This window comes from Marispirochaeta aestuarii (assembly GCF_002087085.1).
In the GTDB taxonomy this organism is placed as follows: Bacteria; Spirochaetota; Spirochaetia; order JC444; family Marispirochaetaceae; genus Marispirochaeta; species Marispirochaeta aestuarii.
Map to the genome: position 1 here is coordinate 133,843 of NZ_MWQY01000003.1, position 19,850 is coordinate 153,692.

The window sequence follows — 19,850 nt, forward strand, 5'->3', positions numbered from 1 at the left end:
AGAGTATGATTGATGTAAAGGATCATTATGATCAAAGGTGAATCAGGAAAAACTCCTGCAGGCGTATCAAAGAGAATCAGCGGCTATCTGGGATTGACGGCGCTTTTTTTTGCCATATCCCTTGTAACCCTCTATTTTGTACACCGTTTTTTTTCCGGAGGAACAATCAGGATTCCGGAAGAGTTCTTTTCCCTTCCTGTTTTCGCCGGTCTTTTTGTGCTTCTTGTCCTCTACTTTCTTATGGACGGACTCCGGCTGTACAGCGTAATTCGTGCCGTCGGATTCCGTATCTCCTTTGCCTATATTCTGCGCCTGGTATTCGTAAATATTTTCATCTCCAACGTTACCCCCCTCGCCATCGGGGGTGGATTTATGCAGGTCTTTTTCATGTGCCGGAAAGGAATGCCTGCAGGAGAAGCGACTGCCGCCACCTCCATAAGAACCCTGCTTGCGGCCCTCGTGCTGTTTATCCTGACACCGATAATAATCTGGTTTGAACCGCAGGAATTCTCCATGTTCTTCCATCCCAACATCCTCTATGCCATTACCGTAATATCCTGCCTCTACCTTGCGTTCTTCTGGGTCGTTCTGTTCAGAATCCGCTTGATTAAATTCCTGATATTCCATGTCCTTTACGGCCTTCATACAGTGAAAATTCTTTCGCGGAAACGTTTCAGATCAGCATTTGTCAAAATCTCCCGGGAACTCCGTTCCTTCTCCGGAGGATTCATACGTTTCTTTCAAGGGAGCCCGGGATGGGCAGCCCTGTCCGTACTTTTTACGGCACTGTTTCTGCTGCTGCTGTTCTCCTTTTCCATTGTTCTAATCCGGATTCTCGGCTATTCGATTCCGGCCTTGACCATCCTGGCATTCCAGGTGGTGGTGACTTTTTTCATGTATTTTGCTCCGACCCCCGGTGCTGCCGGTATAGCGGAAGGCGGCTACGGGCTCCTGTTTGCACAGCTGGTGCGACAAAACGATATAACAATGCTCACCCTTTTATGGCGCTTTCTTACCATCTACATCGGCGTTTTTATCGGGATACTCATAATTTACCTGGAACTCTACCGTGGAGAAAAAGAAAAGAAGCATGAGACGTAAAGTTCGTTTAAAGCTTTGTCTGTTTTTTCTCCTTTCCTTACTTTTTATTTTCATCGCTTACAGAATTTATCTTTTTATTTATGAAAAGGATTACGAATCCCTCAATGCATACAACATAGAAAAAATTGGAAACGAGATGAGGGGTAAAACATCCCTTTCCTTTGCCGTTGTCGGAAATATTCGTAATTCCATGAGGATTTTCGAGCAGCGTATCGTTCCCCTCATGAAAGAAACTGAAGTCGATTTCATGATCTCCTCGGGAAACGCTGTATATGACGGTGCAGAGGGAAAATATCGGCTGCTGTATCGAGGGCTGCGTAAACTCGGGATTCCATACATTCTTGCACCTGGTAAAAACGAGGTTGAAGATTTTGGTTCGAAAAATTTTTATCGGCATTTTGGACCCTTCTTTTTCTCTTTTCATATCGATACTGCGTATTTCATCTTTCTCGACGCCAGCGGCATGACTTCCTGGAAATGGCAGTATAAATGGCTTCAGGATGAACTGGAAAAAGCAGAATCGTTTCAATACAGATTCGTGTTCCTCAGCCGTTCACTGCTGCCTTTCCCGGGGGCTGAACAGAAGGGCCAACGTTTCATGCTCGATGAGAATACAAGCTCGATGCTGCAGGGGATATTCTCGAAGCATGACATTACCGCCGTCATTTCAAACGGATATCCCTCGTTCAACGAGACAGTAAAAAACGGTGTACGCTATATTGTCTCCGGTGGAGGCGGAGGACTGCTGCTGGAAAAGGAAGAACAGTACCAGTTTGTAAAAATTGAAATTTCTGAAGATGGAGTCGTAGCCAGAAACATCAGAGCCAGCGGACGAATGCCTTTTTACCTGGAAAACCTGGAAACAGTAAAACTCTATCTTCACTCTTTTTTATATATGAGTCTTTTCAACATGATTCTGATTATAAGCATTGTCGGGCTGTTCATCCTTGAAATCTACTCCCTGATACTTCGGCAGGAACATCTGTACAGGGATTTCAGTATTGGAGAAGCCGAACTCGACATCGCGTCTCTCAAGGTGGCGATGTTCACCAACAACTACCTGCCCTTCGTCGGCGGTGTTCCTCTTTCAATTAATCGTCTGTTCCGCGGTCTGCGACGCCTTGGCGTTACGGTGAAAATTTTCGCCCCGGCTTTCAAGCAGCCATGGCATGATCCGGACAGCGACAGTATCATTCGTTGTCCCGCCATATTTACCCCCCGAAGCTTCAATGTGCCGATAGTCAATATTTTTTCACGGAAGATCGAAAAGGAGTTCAGGGTCTTCGACTGTGATCTGGTACACATTCACCATCCATACTGGCTTGGAAAAAAGGGATTACGTCTTGCCAGAAAACAGGGGATCCCGGTTGTCTTCACCTACCATACACGACTTGAACGATACACCCATTATATTCCTCTTCCCGGTACGCCGATTAAAAACCTGGCAGCGCATTTTCTTATCAAGCATTTTGCCAATAAATGCGATGCCATCATAACTCCCACATCATCCACTGAAGAGTATCTCAGGAATCTCGGAGTCAGTGCTCTGATCGAAACCATACCAACGGGCATCATTCTTGAAGACTACAAACGCTGGCTCCCCGGACAGATCCTGAACTTGAGAAAACAGTATGCGGAAAAAAACGAACTCCTTTTAATCAGTGTCTCCAGGCTGGCAAAGGAAAAGAATCTGGATTTTCTGATCGATGCCGTATCAAAGGTAAGGAAACTGACCGGCACTCCCTTCAAATGCCTGCTGGTCGGGGACGGACCAGAGAAAACCCGTCTGACCGAAAAGGTTCGGTCCACAGGAATGCAGAAGATTATCAGGTTCATCGGCAGTCTCACCCCGGAGGATGTCATTCGACACTATCTTGCGTCTGATCTTTTTGTTTTCGCCTCAACATCGGAAACCCAGGGAATGGTTCTTGTTGAAGCTATGGCGGGAGGGTGTCCAGTTGTGGCTGTACGGGCAAGTGGAGTCCATGACGTGGTAGAAGATGGGTACAACGGTTTTAAAACGGCGGAGAGTACCGACAGCTGGGCCAAAACGGTGTCGAATCTGCTGAATGACCGGGAACTGCTTAAAACCCTTTCCGATAACAGTCGGCGCTATGCAGCAGCCTATGAAGTCGAAAAGATCACGGAGAAAATTACCAGGCTTTACCGGCATGTGCTTATTCTCAACAAGTCGCAGAATCTATGAATGCCTGTCAGTGAGCCGACAAAAAACGGCAGGAACCGGCATACAGAGCATCCGTCCTTTGAGACTGTATGGGATGAGGTCTGTCTAAGAGCATTGTAAATACAGGCCTGTTTTCTGAAGAGAACTCTTATCCCTCTTTCAAGACCCTGCTGTTTAACGACGGATCGAAACCATATTTCCATGTTTTCATACACCATAAAAACAATCTGGCTTTTTTCTTTACATAATGATATCCTGATGTTGTCTGACCTCTGACAAAAGTCACCAGAGAGGCAGCAGGACTATCCTGCCTGCAGGGGGAGAGAATACGATGAAAGCAGCGGTTAAAAAGAATGAAGAAAAGAAATTCTATATCCACGACTTTCCCGATCCCGAACCAGGACCCGATGAGGTTCTGGTCAAGGTAAAAAGCATGGGAATCTGCGGTACCGATGTGGCAATCCGAAACAACAGCTTTATCGGGCGGCACGGGAAAGTGCAGATCCCCATAATCCCTGGGCATGAGTTCTGCGGTGAAGTCGTGGAGACCGGTGCCAGGGTACGGAAGCTGTCCCGGGGAGACAGGGTCGTTACCAGCGCAATCAAGGGATGCGGAAAATGCCGGGCCTGTCTCAAAGGCATGTACAACCGCTGCCAGCACTGGGACCATGTGGGAATCGACTCCCCCGGGAGTTTCGCTGAATATGTCTGCGTAGCTGAAGATATTCTGTTTCCGGTTCCGGAGTATATTCCCGATATAGAGGCAGCCGTTCTGGAACCTCTGACCACCGCTGTCCGGGCTTTTCGGGTGAATCCTCTGGAGCCTGGAAGTTTCGTTGCGGTAATCGGCCCCGGCCCCTTCGGGCTCTTTATTCTTCAGGCTGCCCGGGCAGCAGGAGCTGAGCGCCTGGCGGTTATCGGACTCAGCCAGGACGAGTCGCGCCTGGAACTGGCCAAAGAGCTCGGCGCCACGGATATAATCTATGCTGACCGGAGCGACGCCGTAGAAACGGTTAAAGCCATGACAGCGGGCATGGGAGCAGACCGGACCATAGAAGCAACAGGAAACGTGGAGGCTGTCACATCCGCAATCAGGATGACCGCTCCGGGGAGCCTTTTTCTGATGGGCGGCAGCGGTTTCAGTGGAAAATCGGTCTGTTTTGAGCCCTGGAACGTTGTACGGGACGAAAAGCAGATCAAGGGGCTTCAGGGTTTCGCCATGGAAGACTATCTTGCGGTGCTTGACCTGTACAGGAGCGGAAAAATCGCAATCCGCCCCCTCATAAGCGATGTAATGACCCTGGAAAACATTAACCAGGCCTGTGATCTGATGGAGCAGAAGAAGGTACTCAAGATCGTCCTGACTCACGGCGGCTGAAACAGGATTATCTGTTCCTGGCAACAACCCTGTTTTTTCCTCCAAGCTTGCCGGTATACATGGCCTCGTCCGCCCTTTTAATACAGTTCTGGAGAGTCTCGGTATTGTTTAATACCGAGACTCCTATTGTAATCGACAAATACAGGGATTTACCTTCTATTTCATAGGGTGATTCCGTAATACCTTTTAAAACCTTGTCAGCAGCACGTTCCGCGCCGTTGATATCCGTACCCGGAAGCATGATCAGGAATTTTCCTCCCCACCCCATCTCCCGATTTGATCGGTCAATCGCAGCGCCGTACTCATACGAAGAACTGTCTCCTTCAACACCTGATCACCAAAGGAGTGGCCATAGCTGTCGTTCACTTTTTTAAAGTCGTCAATGTCGCACATCAATAACCCGAGACTCGCGTTGGATATGGAATTATGAACTCTTTCATTGGCAAGGACTTCTTCCATTCCCCTTCGATTCAGACAGCCGGTAAGAGGGTCCACCTGGCTGAGATGACTGATGTAGGTTTCCGCAGCCCAGGAAGCCCTGGAAAAATAATAGGAGAGCAGGGAGAGCGAGAAAACCACAACGATAATATTGATGGTGAAAAAGAGATTCTCCAGGTCAATTGAAAGTACGTATGGGGCGCTGTAGTCAGCGAAAAAAAACCTAAGGGCAGTAAAAGCAATTATTGTACCAAGCATGAGCAGCCATTTTCCCAGGTCGCTGGTAAAGGGAAGAAGGAACATACATGGTCCCAGGGTCAGGATAAAGAGATGAAAACCCGGTCCAAGCCCCAGGAACAGCGCACTGAGGAATGAATGGACAATGATCTCGGTGGTGCCGAGAAAAAAAGCGCTATAATGATAACCCCGTTTGGTAAGAAAAAGACAGAAAGAAAAAACTGCCAGACTCAGACCATTAAACATGGCCATTGGATACACTCCGAGACCAAGAAAGAGCATCAATAACAGGAGATGAGCAAGCAGACAGAAGATAAACAGGTATTCCGTAACCAGATAAAAGCGGAACAGAGACCGGGAAGGAAATACTTCCGGGGATAAATGTTTAATCATCATTCTCTGGTTCAATCTCAAGTCGCTCCTCTACGGGTCAATATTGTCCGTTAAGAACCATCCGGTAGTGTTCACGACTCCTTTTCAGCATCGATCCCATGCTGAGGGCTTTCCACACCCTGGGACCGCAGATACAGTGTCTGGGTGGGATAGGCAAATTCAATGCCTTTTTCTTCGAAAATTTTAAAGAGCTCCATATTTATTCTCTGCTGAACATCCATATAGACCAGGTAATCGGGACTCAATACGTAATAGACGGTTTCAAAGGTAAGAGCGAAATCACCGAATCCCTGAAAATGGGACCTGTCGAACTGGGCGCCTTCGATACCCTCGATTATCCCTTTGATAATCTCAGTGATCTGTGCAAGCTGAGCCGCAGTCGTCTGATATACAACCCCGATCCTGAAAACAATTCTTCTGCGTTCCATCCTCTTATAGTTATGAAGCCTTGAATTAACCAGGTTCGAATTGGATACGATTAACTGTTCCCCCGAAAGGGTGCGAACCCGGGTTGTTTTTATCCCGATCTTTTCAATTACCCCCATTTTGTCGTCAAAGATGACAAAATCCCCCAGCTCAAAGGGACGGTCAAAGAAAATGACAAAATAATTGAACAGATCCCCGAGAATTCCCTGGGCCGCTATGGCAACGGCAATACCGGAAACCCCCAGCCCTGCAACCAGGGTGGATATATTGAAACCCAGATTATCAAGAAGAAATATGAAGGCGCTGATCCAGAGGATAAAGGAAACAAAAGACAAGAGGGGTTTGATTCTCTTCTCATCCTCCTCGTGTCCGGTTTTCTGTGCATATTTTCGTAAGGACGTCTCGAGTAAAAAGACTGTGGCCCGGACTGCGAGAACGGCAATAACAGCCGAGATGAACCCCTGAAAAAATCTGTTCACTGTTTCATTTACGGCAAATCCTGCAACAGAGAGACGTATTACGACAATGTACAGGAGGGGCACAAGGATCTTTTTAAATCCTGTGCGCACAATCCACCAGCGGTTTCCCTCTGCCCCGGCTTCACAGCGTCGCTTAAGCCGACGTCCGATAAATATGTGCACTATGGAGACAATGAATAAACCGCAGACAAGAATTATGAGGGCCTGAACATAGACCATAAGTGGATTACCAAGAAAAGAAAATTCTTTTAACTGATCAAACATACTTACAGTATACAGAATGGAAGGGCTGATCGCAACTGAATAAAGGTATACTTCGCGGACTCCATTCGTCCGAAGCATCTTCCGTATTTGTCTTTCTTCAGCATCCGCAGGCTTATACAACTCCATTATGAAAATACATGGGGAAATGGCCCGGTCCGTGTGTATTCAGAAGAGGATGGAACAACTTAGCCCCTGGTATGATACAATGAGACATCTTCTTTTTCCGGGAGAAACCACATGACAACAGCGATCAGTGCAATCCTTGCCGGTGCTGTACTTCTCTTCTGGAGTGCCGACCGTTTCGTGGAAGGGGCCGCAGGCACCGCACGGCATTTCGGCATGTCCTCACTCATGATCGGCATGATTATTGTCGGTTTCGGCACATCAGCACCGGAGATGCTGGTTTCCGCCATGGCATCCTTGCAGAATAACGCCGGTATAGCCCTGGGAAACGCCTTTGGTTCAAACATTGCTAATATCGCGCTGATCCTGGGACTCAGCTCCGTAATCAGTCCCATCAGCGTCCACTCCAGGGTCCTCCGCCGGGAACTTCCGCTGCTGACTCTGGTAACCGGTCTTGTGATCTTCCTGATTTCCGATCTGACCATCAGCCGGAGCAACGCTCTGGTACTTCTCGCTGTATTCTTGCTGGTTATTGTCTGGACCCTGCGTCAGGGTACAGCAGCTGACGCCGATCCTCTGGGAACGGAGATTTCCCGGGAAATGGATGTACATTCCATGCCGGTCAGGCGTGCCCTTTTCTGGCTTTTCGCCGGTCTGATTCTTCTGATCTTCAGTTCAAGAATACTGGTATGGGGCGCCGTGCGCATAGCTGAGGCCCTGGGTATTTCCGACCTTGTTATCGGCCTCACGATCGTTGCGGTGGGTACCTCGCTGCCCGAACTCGCCTCATCTCTTGTGGCGGCTATAAAAAAGGAGCACGATATTGCTCTGGGCAATATTATCGGATCCAATATATTCAACACTCTGGCCGTGGTGGGAATCGCAGGCAGTATCCGGCCTTTACACGGCAATCCGGAGCTGCTGTTCAGGGATATGCTCCTGATGGGGATACTGACTGTCTCCATTTTTCTGCTCGGCTACGGATACCGGCGCCACGGACGTATTAACCGCGTGGAAGGTGGAATACTCCTTTGCGTATATTGTGTATATGTATATATACTTATCAGAGGAGTAAGCTGAAAAGGATTACTCAAGACTTATAATCAGGAGCAGCAGATGGAGTACAGAGTTTTTGGACGCACCGGAGTGATGGTATCATCCCTCTGTTTCGGCACAATGTCTTTCGGCGGAATAGCGGACCGGGAAGAGTCCGCCGGAATGTACGCGGCCTGCCGTGATGCGGGGGTCAATTTCTTTGATTGCGCGAATTCCTACAACAAAGGCGCATCAGAAGAAATCCTGGGGGATTTGATACACCCTGAACGGGAAAACATCATTATAACCAGCAAATATACCGTGCGAACCGGCCCCGATATAAACGCCATTGGATCATCCAGACGTAATGCGGTTCTGGAAGTTGAAAAGAGTCTGAAACGCCTGAAAACCGATTACATTGATCTCTATTTCGTACATAATTTCGATCCCTACACTCACATTGAAGAAGTACTGAGGGCCATGGACGACCTCGTGCGGCAGGGTAAAGTATTATACCTGGGAGTCAGCAACTGGGCGGCATGGCAGATATCAAAGGCGTTGGGACTTTCGTTCCACTACGGCTGGAACCGCTTCGAATGCATCCAGCCCATGTACAACCTGCTGAAACGCCAGGCTGAAACCGAAATCCTGCCCCTGGCAGCCGCCGAAAATATGGCGGTAATCTCCTACAGTCCCCTGGCGGGCGGACTCTTGTCGGGAAAGTACAAACCAGGAGAAAAACCGAAGAGCGGGCGTTTTGCGGAACAGGAAATGTATGTGCAGCGCTACGGACGTGAGGAGTTTCATCTTGCTGCAGCGGAGTTTGCCGCCTACGCCAGGAACCACGGCGTTGATCCGGTCACCCTGATGATCGCCTGGGTCAAGTCACACCCCGCCCTGACTGCTCCGATTATCGGCGCCCGGAATACCGATCAGCTTCAATATTCCCTGGCAGCCGCCGACTACAGCCTTACCCCGGAAATGAGGGATGAGATAAGCTCAATCTTTCCCGGACCGCCCCCGGCTCATGACCGGCTTGAGGAGACAGTGGACGATAAATATTTGTTCAGAAACAAATAGCTCATCGCATTCGATATATCAGAGCCAGTATGGCTCTCCAGTCAAAGGAGTCACCGGTAAAAAGCGGTGACTCCGCGGCTGGTCCGACGTAGTCCTCCACCTGGCAGCTCAAACTCACCAGCCAGTTTTCTCCGATACTGCGGGAGATATTGCCGCCATAACTGAACTTTTCCACCAGAAGACCGGTTTTCTGCATATCAGGCAAATAATAGAGGTCTTCGATATAGCCGGGATCCGTAAGCTGGATTCCAGTATACAAACGTGACTCCACCCCCAGAACAGGAATTTCTCTCAGGGCCGAAAGCTCAGCATAGAAACGAAATCCGGAATAGATCCGTGTCGACGGATCTGCTGCAATCTCGGCTGCAGCCCAGACCGGGCCGAAAAGTCGGGAACGACCGCGTAATCCTGTCTCGAAAGCCAAGGGAAGGTAAAAGACATCTGATTTTTCCTCCTCCTCAGGTTCTCCAGGTTTCTCTCTTTCAAACAGTGCCGCTATCTTGAACGAGAAAGAAGAAAATGAGGGGCTTCCCCTTCTGAGGGCAACATATTCAAATTCCGGAAAGCGAACATAAAAACGCCGGAGAATTTCCACCTCAAAATGGGGTACAATGGTATTTTCATACTCCTCAAATCCGCTGATCCTGGGCAGAAAATTTCCGATTCCACCCACCTCGACCCGGGACAATACCGGTGCGGGAATAACATCCTCGGCGACCGGAGAAAAGGTTCCCGGAGCCTCGGCGGACCCGGATATCCTGCCCCCGGGGCGTTTTTGCACCGGGTTACCCGATTCAACCCGCCGCATGACAAGAAAACCGCCGTTTTCCACTATACCCTGACCGTTGATTCTGGAGTCAAAAGCTCGAACCATGCCGCTAAAGGAGACCGCAAGAGGTACATTCACAGTTGAACGCTGAATAAAACACGAGCTGCCCAGACTGACCGATATAAGGCCATCATCACCGCTGGTTTCGCTGTTTATGATGGTCATGGTGGCATTCCGCCCGGTAATATCTGCCGTCGAAAAGAGAGAGTTTCTCAGTACCAGAGACGAACCGTTCTCGGCCACAAAATTCCAGTGCCCGAATTTTACCCCTCCTCCGAAACTTATGTCATAACCCTCTTCCCCCAGCAAACCTGAAGGCGGGGCCTTCGAATTTCGAACACCGTTAAAATCTCCCTCTTCTCCGTCCCGCAGCACGAGTTCGAGCCCCTGAAGACGTCCCCTGGAAAGCCGACCGCCGACCCCTTTATAGAGTCTCAACCCCCAGCGCACTGAGCTGCAGTTTTTTATTTCCACTGGAAAAAGTCCGTCTCCGTTCCAGCTTCTCACTCTGGAGAAAAAAGGAAGAGACCAGGTCTCACGAAGATCGGAGGTTCCGTTCAGCCATATAAGTACGTTTTCGGAATCATGCAGTTCTACGGCGGCATCCTGGTTGTAACGGATCTCACCGATATTTCTGCAATCCTCGATCAGTATGGAACTTGAATCCTCAGCGTTGTATCGAAAAGTGCCGTGTGCTCTGGTTTCCTTCATATGCAACCCTGACTCCCCGGAGAGACCTACATCCAGAGGGAAAACCGAAACCAGCTGCGAGGAATGTACGGAGATCTGACTTTTTCCATTGATGACAATCCCGTGCTCCCCGGGTCGGGTCTGCAAAAAATCCAGGCGGGAATTATCAATCAGGATCTCACCGTCAAAGGAGATAATTCTGCCCGTTATCCGGAGGTCCGTGTTCAGTATACGCAATGAGGCGCCCGGTTCCACGATAATATCGCCGTCAATCATCCAGGGATTTTTCAGTTCCAGATCATTCCGTACCCGCAGGATTCCCCTGTGAACCGGGAATTCCGGAAGCTGAATACTCAGTTCATGAATCACCAGGCGATTGCGGCGGGGAATAAAGGCGTGGGAGGTTCCGGCATCATAAACGCTTATGCTCGTTCCGGCATCCTCGGGGTGCAAAGGCTTGAGCCTGTAGGACTGTGCGGGATCGGAGAGAAAATCGGAGGGCTTCAGACTGAGAATATTGACGACCTGACCGCTGATTCTCCGGACGGCCCGGTACGTCCGCTCTTCACTGTCGTTTATGGAGATTTCCAGCAGCGTGTCGGTTTCGGAAAAAATTTCCAGCCGAAGCATCTCAAATCCCTTCAAAGCCAGGCGCCCATGCACATAATAGGGAACGGATGAACTGGAATATGGCAGAAACAGAAACCTGGGAGACAGCCTGGCACCGGTGGCATCCAGCATAGACCATCCGCCGACCCAGTCCTGAACCGGATCGGCAGCGTTCAGCAAAATACAGCCCAGGGTCAGGAGGATTATCAGTACGAGACAGAGAGGGCGAAAGAAAAAGCATGGAGGTCCGTAAATCACCCCTCCATTATAAACGCACTTTGCTGTCTTTACTAAGCAGCTTTTATTCCGCTTTGTGCACTCTGTCGCAGGTTATACTTCTATTCCCATTCGATTGTTGCCGGAGGTTTCGACGAAATATCATACACCACCCTGCCGATCTCGCGGACAGAATTGGTTATAAGGCTTGATATCTCCAGCAGGTCCTTCGATTCAAAGGGATAGACATCGGCGGTCATTCCATCCCGACTGATAATCGCCCTCAGGGCAAGCACATACCCGTACTCCCGAGCGTCGCCGGTTACCCCCACGGACCGAACGGGGAGCAGAACACTGAAAGCCTGCCAGATCTCGTCGTAGAGACCGCGCTTTTTCAACTCATCCATGAAGATGGAATCGGCTTCCCGCAGGATTGCACATTTCTCCGGTGTTATTTCGCCGAGGATCCGGACAGCAAGACCCGGACCGGGAAAGGGATGGCGCCTGATAATCTGGTCGCCTATGCCCAGGGTAGTGCCCAGGCGCCGGACCTCATCCTTGTACAGCCTGTCCAGGGGTTCAATAATGCGTCCTGCTTCGCGCTTGGCCTCGACCAGAGGCGAGCGCACATTGTGGTGAGACTTGATTACCTTGGCCTTCTTACCGACGCCTTTGCCGGATTCGATCATATCGGTATAGAGGGTCCCCTGGGCCAGGAAGGCATCCCCGATGGAGAGCTTTTCCACCTCCCGGGCCTGCACGGTAATAAACAGGTCTCCGATAATGCGCCGCTTTTCCTCAGGATCGTCAATTCCCGCCAGGGCGGAGAGAAACTCATCCTCCGCATGGATGATGGAGAGATTCTTTGCACCCAGGGAACGCAAGGTCCGTTCGACCTCCACCGATTCGTCCTTTCGCATGAGACCGGTATCGATGTACATAAGGTAGACCTGTTCATGAGGCAGAGCCTGAAGCAGCAGGCCGCCCACTACGGTGGAATCAACCCCACCGGAGATCAGCAAAAGGACACGCTCCTTTCCTACCCGCTTTCTGATCTCAGCGGAGACCTGTTCAAGGTAGGCTTCCATGGACCAGGCTGCATCGGCGCCGCAGATCTCCAGAACATAGTTGCGCAGGATTTCAACTCCATACTCGCAGTGGCTCACCTCCGGGTGAAACTGGATGCCGTAAAGCTGCTTATCCCTGTTCCAGGCCGCTGCAATATGGTGCTCCGACTGGGCGATCAGCTCGAAGTCTTCCCCGGGCTTCTCTATGCTGTCGCCGTGGCTCATCCAGGAGGTAAACCCATCGGGAATGTTTTTGAACAGGGGGGCTGAACGACGGTACTCGATCCGTGACCGGCCGAACTCCCGCTTTTCCAGGGGAGAGACCTTTCCGCCGTGGTCCTCGGTCATCCGCTGAAAACCGTAGCATATTCCAAGAACAGGAAGCCCGAGGGAGTAGATCTTTACGTCAACCCCCGGAGCATCCTTTTCGTAGACGGAGAAGGGGCTGCCGGAAAAAATCAGGCCCTTAACACCATCCAGGGGCAGCTCCGACGCCGGGGTATCTCCGGGGACTATATCCGTATAGACACCGATCTCCCGTATTCGCCGGGCGATCAGCTGGGTCGTCTGGCTACCGAAATCAAGAATCAGGATCGAATCCATGGGTCCTCACGCAGGATGGTCTGGGTCCTTTCATAACCCACGGAGACGATGGTTACCGGGGTTTCGGTATACTCTTCAATGAAGCGGATATACTCCCGGGCCTCCCAGGGAAGGTCCTGGTACTCCTTGATATCTCCCAGATTCTGCTGCCAGCCTGGAAAGTCTTTGGTAACAGGTACCGCCTTCTCCAGGTCCTCGATTCGGCTTGGAAAATCAGTTACCTTTTTCCCGTCGATTTCGTAGGCGGTGCAGAGGGTAACCGTCTTCAGGGTGTCATAAACATCCAGATGGGTCAGAACCAGGGCATCGATGGAGTTTGTACGGCATGCGTATTTCAGAGCAACCAGATCAAGGTAACCGCAGCGCCGGGGACGGCCGGTGGTGACGCCGTATTCCCGCCCGGTTTCACGGACAAGATCGATAAGGCCGCCATGCTCTTCCGGGGCAAACTCGCTGGGAAAGGGACCATTCCCCACCCGGGTGGAATAGGCCTTGAAAACTCCGAGGATTTTATCCAGATTTCGGGGTCCGATCCCCCCCCCAAGGGCGGCACCGGCGGCATTGGAGTACCCTGAAGAGACAAAAGGATAAGTCCCGGTATCCAGATCCAGGAGGATGCCCTGAGCCCCTTCAAAGAGGATATTGGATTTTTTGTGTTTTGCCATGAAGGCGGCCAGGTTGATAACCATTCCCTCGAGGCGTTTTCTGAAGGGCTCCAGAAATTCCCGGTCGCCGGGAAGCAGGCTGTTCCATACCCGGGAATCCCACAAATCCCCCGCCCGGACCCCTTCCCTCTGGGCCTTCTCGGCGTAGGCCACGCCGATACCCCGTCCGGTTGTTCCGATGGGCAGGCGCCGGTCCTTTTCCATCTCCAGATCCATTGTCTTGTATCGTGGAAGAACAAGATGGGCCCGATCGGAGATAAGGACCCTGCCTTCCCAGTCGACTCCCTGGGATTCGATCATCTCCAGTTCACTGAAAAGAGCCTCGGGATCTATTACCATGCCCGATCCCAGGACGGCAATCTTGTCTTTGCTGATAACACCGGAAGGAATCAGATGCAGTTTGTACGTGGTATCCCCGATTACTATGGTGTGTCCCGCGTTGGCGCCGCCGGAAAAGCGGACCACTACCTGGGCATTCCCTGCCATGTAATCGACGAGTTTTCCCTTTCCTTCGTCACCCCATTGAGCACCAATTACAACCAGATTCATTATTTCCCCTAATTACGTGAATAGTTGGGGGCTTCCTGCGTAATGGAAACATCATGAGCATGACTCTCCTGAAGCCCGGCGCTGGAGATCTTAACAAAATTCCTGTATAAACGCAATTGATCGATGGTCCTGCAGCCGCAGTAGCCCATTCCCTTTTTAAGGCCGGTCACCAGCTGGTGAAAAAAGTTTTTCAGTTCTCCCTTGTAGGGGACCTTTCCCTCGATTCCTTCGGGAACCGGAGCCTCTCCTTCCTTCATCTGATATCTGTCTCCGGAACCCTGCTGAATCGAAGAGAGACTCCCCATTCCGCGGTACTCCTTGAACATACGCCCGTCGTAGATAATCTCCCGACCCGGGGCCTCCTTCAATCCGGCGAATAGGTTCCCGATCATCACGGTACCGGCTCCTGCACAGATCGCTTTGGTTATATCACCGGAAAACTTGATACCCCCGTCGGCCACCACGGGTATACCGGATTTCTCCGCTTCCCGGGCGCATTCGAGAACAGCGGTAAACTGGGGAACTCCTATGCCGGCGACAATCCGGGTAGTACAGATTGAACCCGGACCGACACCGACTTTGACCGCGTCGGCCCCTGCATCTATAAGACGCCGGGTTCCTTCCGGGGTAGCCACGTTTCCGCCGATAACTGCCGGACTGAAGTTCGCTTTGATGTCCCGTACCGCGTCGATAACACTCTTGCTGTCTCCATGGGCGGTATCAAGGACGACAAAATCCACATTGGCAGCCTGCAGCAGAGGCATCCGTACCCGCCAGTCGTTGGGAGATACGGCGGCCCCGACAATCAGTCTGCCCCGGGAGTCTACCGCGGCATTGGGGTAATCCTGATGCTTTTCTATGTCCTTTACCGTTACAAGTCCAGTAAGTTTTCCTTTTTTATCCACCACCGGGAGTTTTTCGATCTTGTGGGTATCGAACTTCTCCTGGGCGCTTTCGTGGGTGGGATCCCCGATTTCAACCACGGGATCAACGGTCATGATCTCCTTTACCCTGCGGCTGTCGTCCCGGCAGAAACGCAGATCCCGGCTGGTGATAATCCCCTTCAGATATCCCTCCTTGTCGACAACAGGAAGTCCGGATACCCGATTGCTGATGGTTTTTCGCTTAACCTCGGCAATTGAATCATCGGGATCAACGGTAATGGGATTGTCGATAACCCAGTTCAGGTAACGCTTGACGCTTCCCACGTGGGCAGCCTGATCCTCAGGGCTCAGATTACGGTGGATAACACCGGCCCCCCCGTTCAGGGCCATGGCTATGGCCATCTCCATTTCCGTTACCGTGTCCATTGCGGCGGAGATTATGGGGGCTTTTAAATAAATGTCCCGGCACAGACGGGTTCTAACCGATGCTTCACCGGGCAGAAAATCCGCGTAGGCAGGGATAAGAAGAACATCGTCATAACTCAGGGATTCACGAAACTCCATCTATTTATCCTCCTTCAAAAAATCCTGTATACCTTCGTAGCGGTCGGCTATCTCCCTGGCCTTCTTGACCGCTGCACCACGGTACTGCTCCTGGCGGGCAAAAAACAGCTCCGCCTCGGGCAGTCCGACTGCCTTAAGGGACCGGGAGACCAGTTCGCTGACTGCGCTGTTATCCTTAATGGCGGTGGCCAGGCTGATTCCTTCCTTCTCGCAGCGCAGGGTAAGCTGTTTTATGATCTCGTGGGCCTCAGACTCCCCCGCCGCGGCGAGCAGAATATAGGCGGCTTCCGCGAGGACCAGATCTCCGGAGGAGTGGATATTCTTCATCATCTGGGCTGCATTGACGTGGAGGCTTTTGAGAACCTTGAGGCTCCGGGCAGCGGCAGCGGCGAATCCGGCGAGGTAATCCGCGATAAAACGCATGGAGGCGGAATTGCTCAGATCCCGCTGATGTTCAGATATCTGATCCATAAAAAAGGTCATGACCCGGGGAGCAAAGGCCTTCCACAGACTCTTTACGTGTTCAGAGTTCCAGGGATTCCTTTTCTGGGGCATGGTGGAAGATCCGACCTGCTCGCTCTTGAACAGCTCCCGGACCTCGTTGATTTCGGAGCGCTGGAGGTGCCGGAGATCGTCGGCAAGATTCGCGAGAATTCCGAAGGCCACATTAATCTCCAGGAGAAGTCTGAGCAGATACTCGGGCTCCACCATCTGGGTCGCGGTTTCCGAGGGTTTTAAACCCAGGGATTCGAGGATTTCCGCCTCAAAGCCCTCGGGATCGGAGGTCAGCAGGGCTGTTGAATTATAGGACCCCACCGCCCCGGCGATTTTGCCCCGGAGATCTCCTGCAAGCCGGTTGATCTGGATAATCGATTTTCCAAGCCGGGAAGCATACTCAGCCATGGCAAAACCGAAGGTAATGGGTACGGCATGCTGCCCGTGGGTCCGGCCCACCTGAGGTACTTCGGCATTGTCCCGGCAGAGACGGACCAGTTCCTCCTCAACCTTGAGCAAGGTTGGAATTATCACATTCCTGACAGCGTCCCTCATGCGCATTGACTGGGCAGTATCCAGGATATCCACCGAAGTGGCGCCAAGGTGTACATAGGGAGCGGTTTCCTCAGGGACCTTGCGCTTGAGTACATTTACCAGGGCTCGGATATTATGCTGGGTTTTCTCCTCTTCCTCGTAGACCTCTGAGGGACTCACAGACGCCTCCACAGAATCGAGGGCGGACAGCAGATCCGGGCGTCCTTTCATGCTCAGGTTTACATGGCTCTTAAGGAGGGCGATTTCTACCTTGATACAGTACTGAATTGAAGCCTCTTCGCTCAGATAGCCGGTTAGCTGATCGAACAGGTTCCGATTTGCCAGATAATAACGATGGTCCAGGGGGGACAGACAGTGAAAAATGCTTCTCTCTTCCATACGCTACTATGCCGTAAAAAGAGGCCATTTGTCAAAGCCCGGGTAGTGCATCAGCGCGGTTTCTGAGTACAATGGAGGCATGCAAAAATATGAGGAGCTGCTTCGAAAAGCTGTTGAGGCTGGGAAACGGCGGGATTACAGTGAATCCATCCGCCTCCTTACAAGAATAGTGACCGAATTCGAGGGCCTTCCCGATGCCTATCTGTACCTCGGCAGGAGCTATCATGCCCTGAAGGATTACAACAAGGCGGTCATATTTCTCTCCTATTACCGCCGTAAGAAACCCCGATCCTCCGCCGGAGACTTCTTTCTTGGCCGGGCATATCTTGCAGCGGGGGCCAGCTCCCGGGCAATTCCCCTTCTCAAGCGGGCAAGCCGCCATTCCTCCAACATCAAACCCCTCATTCTTCTTGGTATGGCCTATCTCAGGGCCAGGAGGTTTGAAGAAGCGGTACACTACCTGGGCCAGGCTGTTGAAAAAGCCCCTGACAACCGTAGACTCTACGTGGGATACCTGAACGCGCTTCTGATTTACGGCTTGCGCCGATTCAATGCCGAAGACCTGGAGACCGCCGGGCAGGTCCTTGAGTTCCTGGAAGGTCTGGACCTGAATTCGGTAACCGTTTACCTCTATCTTGCCAAAATTCTTCGTGAACAGGGAGAGCATGCCAGAGCTGTGGAATACTACCGAAAAGCGGCCGAACTTGAGCAGAACGACGAACTTATCAGGCTGCAGCTGGCAGACTCTCTTTTCTCCTGCGGCAGGGTCGACGAGGCACGGGATATCCTGCGGGAAATCCGGCACATTCTCCCCGAGGGAGAAGGCTTCAGCCTGGGACAGGAGAACGTGGAGCCCCTGCTGGCGGTAAAGAACTTTCAGAACCAGGATTTCCGCAAAGCCGTTTTTCACGGCTGCCGATCTCTGAAGATTCGCCGGGATGCTGACATGCATCTCCTTGTCGGGGAGGCCTACCGTAACACAGGAAATCTTGATCTGGCGGAAAACCATTTCAATCAGGTCCTCAAGGGCAACCCCGGCTCAGGCGAAGCCCGCATGGGCCTTGCCATGATAGCCTGGCAGCGAGGTAACTGGACCCAGGTAATCAGCCGTCTTGAGGGACTTGTCGGAAACAGCCAGTACGGCGATCTCGCCGGATACTACATTACCTTGAGCCGCTGCCGTCTTGACTATCCAGCCGGGGAACTTCTGGATGAGGTCAGAGAAGAGGTGCGGAGGAGCGGCCCTGATCCGTACATTCTCTGCGCGCTGGCTGACCAGTATATACGGGCAGGACATACAGACCTGGCGGTAAAATGGTACCGGAAGGCTTTGATCCTCAACGAAAACCACACCCCCGCCATGGAGGGTCTGATTACATGTTTCCAGAATTCCGGCGACACCGGGGAACTGATTGCCCTGTACAGGGAAATCCTCGACCGGGAACCCGACAATCGTGAGCTGCGGGTACAGCTCATTGACCTGCTATACACTGATCAGCACTATGCACAGGCTGCCCAGGAGGCGGAATTCCTTCTTGGAACCGGCAATCTTGATGTCCGTCTGCAGCGGCTTCTTGCCATCTGCTATAGAAAGACCAGACGTTATCGGGACGCGGCAATCATTTATCGGGAGCTTCTGAGGGAAGAGCCGGAAAATGAGGTATTCCTCCGGTCCCTGCTCTTTTCCCTTGACAAGTGCAGACGACGCAAGCAGGCGATCCAGCTGCTTGAAGGCGCCCTGTCATACCTGAAAAAGCCCAGTTCCTCCCTGAAACTGATTCATGGTGTGCTTCTTCACAAGGAAGGTGATACGGAAGCCGCCATGACGGCCTTCAGATCAGCAATGGAACTCGATCCCCGGGATTGGCGGCCTTACCATAATATCGGTAAAATATATAAAGACCGGGGATTGAGCTCTTTTGCGGATAAATTCATCAAAAAAGCGCAGGAGCTGAAAGAATTATAAAAATCAGCTTGATATTTTCCCGGCCATATTTATACTGACACAAGGAGGAAAAGATGGCGACGAAAGCTTTAGATCTCTTCCAGGCATACGCTGAAGACAAACTCCCCAGAGACGGGGGTTATATTGTATCTTCATTCTTCGACCAGAATTCGGCATATTCAAAGTATGAGGTTGTCGCCTACAACGGGGTGAAGAATATCTACCTCTCCGAAGAAGGACTCACCTTCCAGACCGACGGCAACAAGCTGTTTGTCCTGGTTGAACCTACAAACTACCCTGAAAAGCATGTGGAACCTTATGTCCGCAAAATGGCCTACCAGATTCCCCACCGCTTTAATGAACTTGAGATTTTTACCGCAAAGAACCAGACCAAGGTAATGGTCAGCAAGATCCCCACAATGACCTATTCGTCCTTTACCATACTCAGGCCCACGGGAATAAACTTTTCCCTGCTGATTTTCAATACCCCTGACGTTCTCAATACCATGGAGTACTTTTTTACCGAGACCATAAACAAAGAGGCGGGGGTACCGAAGTCCGATGCGAAAAAGGCCGCCGCTTACATTGTGGAGGGCATCAAAAGGTTCTCCATTTTTTAGTCAGGCTCTTCATTAATAGACCAATAAAAAAGCTGCCGTTTC

The 19,850-nt window shown here is 51.3% G+C and carries 15 protein-coding genes; 7 read left to right on the top strand and 8 right to left on the bottom strand.

Annotated features, from left to right (window positions below; all coding sequences use genetic code 11):
• Nucleotides 1-27 precede the first annotated feature (27 nt).
• From B4O97_RS03660 to B4O97_RS03670, 3 genes are all read left to right on the top strand, one after another.
• The gene (locus B4O97_RS03660; protein WP_083048432.1) at nucleotides 28-1,101 is read left to right on the top strand and encodes a lysylphosphatidylglycerol synthase transmembrane domain-containing protein; all 1,074 of its coding nucleotides are present in this window, start codon (nucleotides 28-30) and stop codon (nucleotides 1,099-1,101) included.
• A 136-nt stretch (nucleotides 1,102-1,237) separates the two neighbouring features.
• Nucleotides 1,238-3,307, top strand: coding sequence for a glycosyltransferase (locus B4O97_RS03665; protein ID WP_158084137.1), 2,070 nt, complete (start codon nucleotides 1,238-1,240; stop codon nucleotides 3,305-3,307).
• 310 nt (nucleotides 3,308-3,617) lie between these two features.
• Nucleotides 3,618-4,664 (top strand): zinc-dependent alcohol dehydrogenase, encoded by a 1,047-nt coding sequence (locus B4O97_RS03670; RefSeq protein ID WP_083048436.1) that lies wholly within the window; start codon nucleotides 3,618-3,620, stop codon nucleotides 4,662-4,664.
• A 7-nt stretch (nucleotides 4,665-4,671) separates the two neighbouring features.
• Here the strand turns inward: B4O97_RS03670 and B4O97_RS03675 are convergent, their stop codons facing one another.
• The 3 genes from B4O97_RS03675 to B4O97_RS03685 form a co-directional block, all read right to left on the bottom strand.
• On the bottom strand, nucleotides 4,672-4,905 hold the full coding sequence (locus B4O97_RS03675) for a GGDEF domain-containing protein (RefSeq protein ID WP_158084138.1): 234 nt from the start codon (nucleotides 4,903-4,905) through the stop codon (nucleotides 4,672-4,674).
• A gap of 2 nt (nucleotides 4,906-4,907) precedes the next feature.
• Entirely contained in the window at nucleotides 4,908-5,735 is an 828-nt protein-coding gene (locus B4O97_RS03680) for a GGDEF domain-containing protein (protein WP_083048440.1), read from the bottom strand.
• 68 nt (nucleotides 5,736-5,803) lie between these two features.
• Complete coding sequence (locus B4O97_RS03685; RefSeq protein WP_096348838.1) at nucleotides 5,804-6,856, bottom strand: mechanosensitive ion channel family protein; 1,053 nt, start codon at nucleotides 6,854-6,856, stop codon at nucleotides 5,804-5,806.
• 282 nt (nucleotides 6,857-7,138) lie between these two features.
• On the opposite strand from B4O97_RS03685, the gene B4O97_RS03690 reads away from it, so the two are divergent.
• Nucleotides 7,139-8,104: a calcium/sodium antiporter gene (locus tag B4O97_RS03690; RefSeq protein ID WP_083048444.1), complete on the top strand. Its 966-nt coding sequence runs from the start codon at nucleotides 7,139-7,141 to the stop codon at nucleotides 8,102-8,104.
• 36 nt (nucleotides 8,105-8,140) lie between these two features.
• Nucleotides 8,141-9,139 carry an aldo/keto reductase gene (locus tag B4O97_RS03695; protein WP_083048446.1) on the top strand — a complete coding sequence of 333 codons (999 nt, stop codon included), beginning with the start codon at nucleotides 8,141-8,143 and terminating at the stop codon, nucleotides 9,137-9,139.
• 1 nt (nucleotide 9,140) lies between these two features.
• Here the strand turns inward: B4O97_RS03695 and B4O97_RS03700 are convergent, their stop codons facing one another.
• From B4O97_RS03700 to B4O97_RS03720, 5 genes are all read right to left on the bottom strand, one after another.
• Nucleotides 9,141-11,525: a hypothetical protein gene (locus tag B4O97_RS03700; protein ID WP_083048448.1), complete on the bottom strand. Its 2,385-nt coding sequence runs from the start codon at nucleotides 11,523-11,525 to the stop codon at nucleotides 9,141-9,143.
• Nucleotides 11,526-11,605: 80 nt separating this feature from the next.
• Nucleotides 11,606-13,153: a glutamine-hydrolyzing GMP synthase gene (gene guaA / locus B4O97_RS03705; protein ID WP_083048450.1), complete on the bottom strand. Its 1,548-nt coding sequence runs from the start codon at nucleotides 13,151-13,153 to the stop codon at nucleotides 11,606-11,608.
• Complete coding sequence (purA, locus tag B4O97_RS03710; protein WP_083048452.1) at nucleotides 13,138-14,367, bottom strand: adenylosuccinate synthase; 1,230 nt, start codon at nucleotides 14,365-14,367, stop codon at nucleotides 13,138-13,140. The genes guaA and purA overlap by 16 nt, the downstream gene beginning before the upstream one ends.
• A gap of 8 nt (nucleotides 14,368-14,375) precedes the next feature.
• Nucleotides 14,376-15,815 (bottom strand): IMP dehydrogenase, encoded by a 1,440-nt coding sequence (gene guaB, locus B4O97_RS03715; protein ID WP_083048455.1) that lies wholly within the window; start codon nucleotides 15,813-15,815, stop codon nucleotides 14,376-14,378.
• Nucleotides 15,816-17,243, bottom strand: coding sequence for a lyase family protein (locus B4O97_RS03720; RefSeq protein ID WP_083048457.1), 1,428 nt, complete (start codon nucleotides 17,241-17,243; stop codon nucleotides 15,816-15,818). It abuts the gene before it with no gap.
• A gap of 79 nt (nucleotides 17,244-17,322) precedes the next feature.
• On the opposite strand from B4O97_RS03720, the gene B4O97_RS03725 reads away from it, so the two are divergent.
• Both B4O97_RS03725 and B4O97_RS03730 read left to right on the top strand, forming a co-directional pair.
• Nucleotides 17,323-19,209, top strand: coding sequence for a tetratricopeptide repeat protein (locus B4O97_RS03725; RefSeq protein WP_083048459.1), 1,887 nt, complete (start codon nucleotides 17,323-17,325; stop codon nucleotides 19,207-19,209).
• A 53-nt stretch (nucleotides 19,210-19,262) separates the two neighbouring features.
• The gene (locus B4O97_RS03730; RefSeq protein ID WP_083048461.1) at nucleotides 19,263-19,808 is read left to right on the top strand and encodes a hypothetical protein; all 546 of its coding nucleotides are present in this window, start codon (nucleotides 19,263-19,265) and stop codon (nucleotides 19,806-19,808) included.
• Nucleotides 19,809-19,850: the final 42 nt, after the last annotated feature.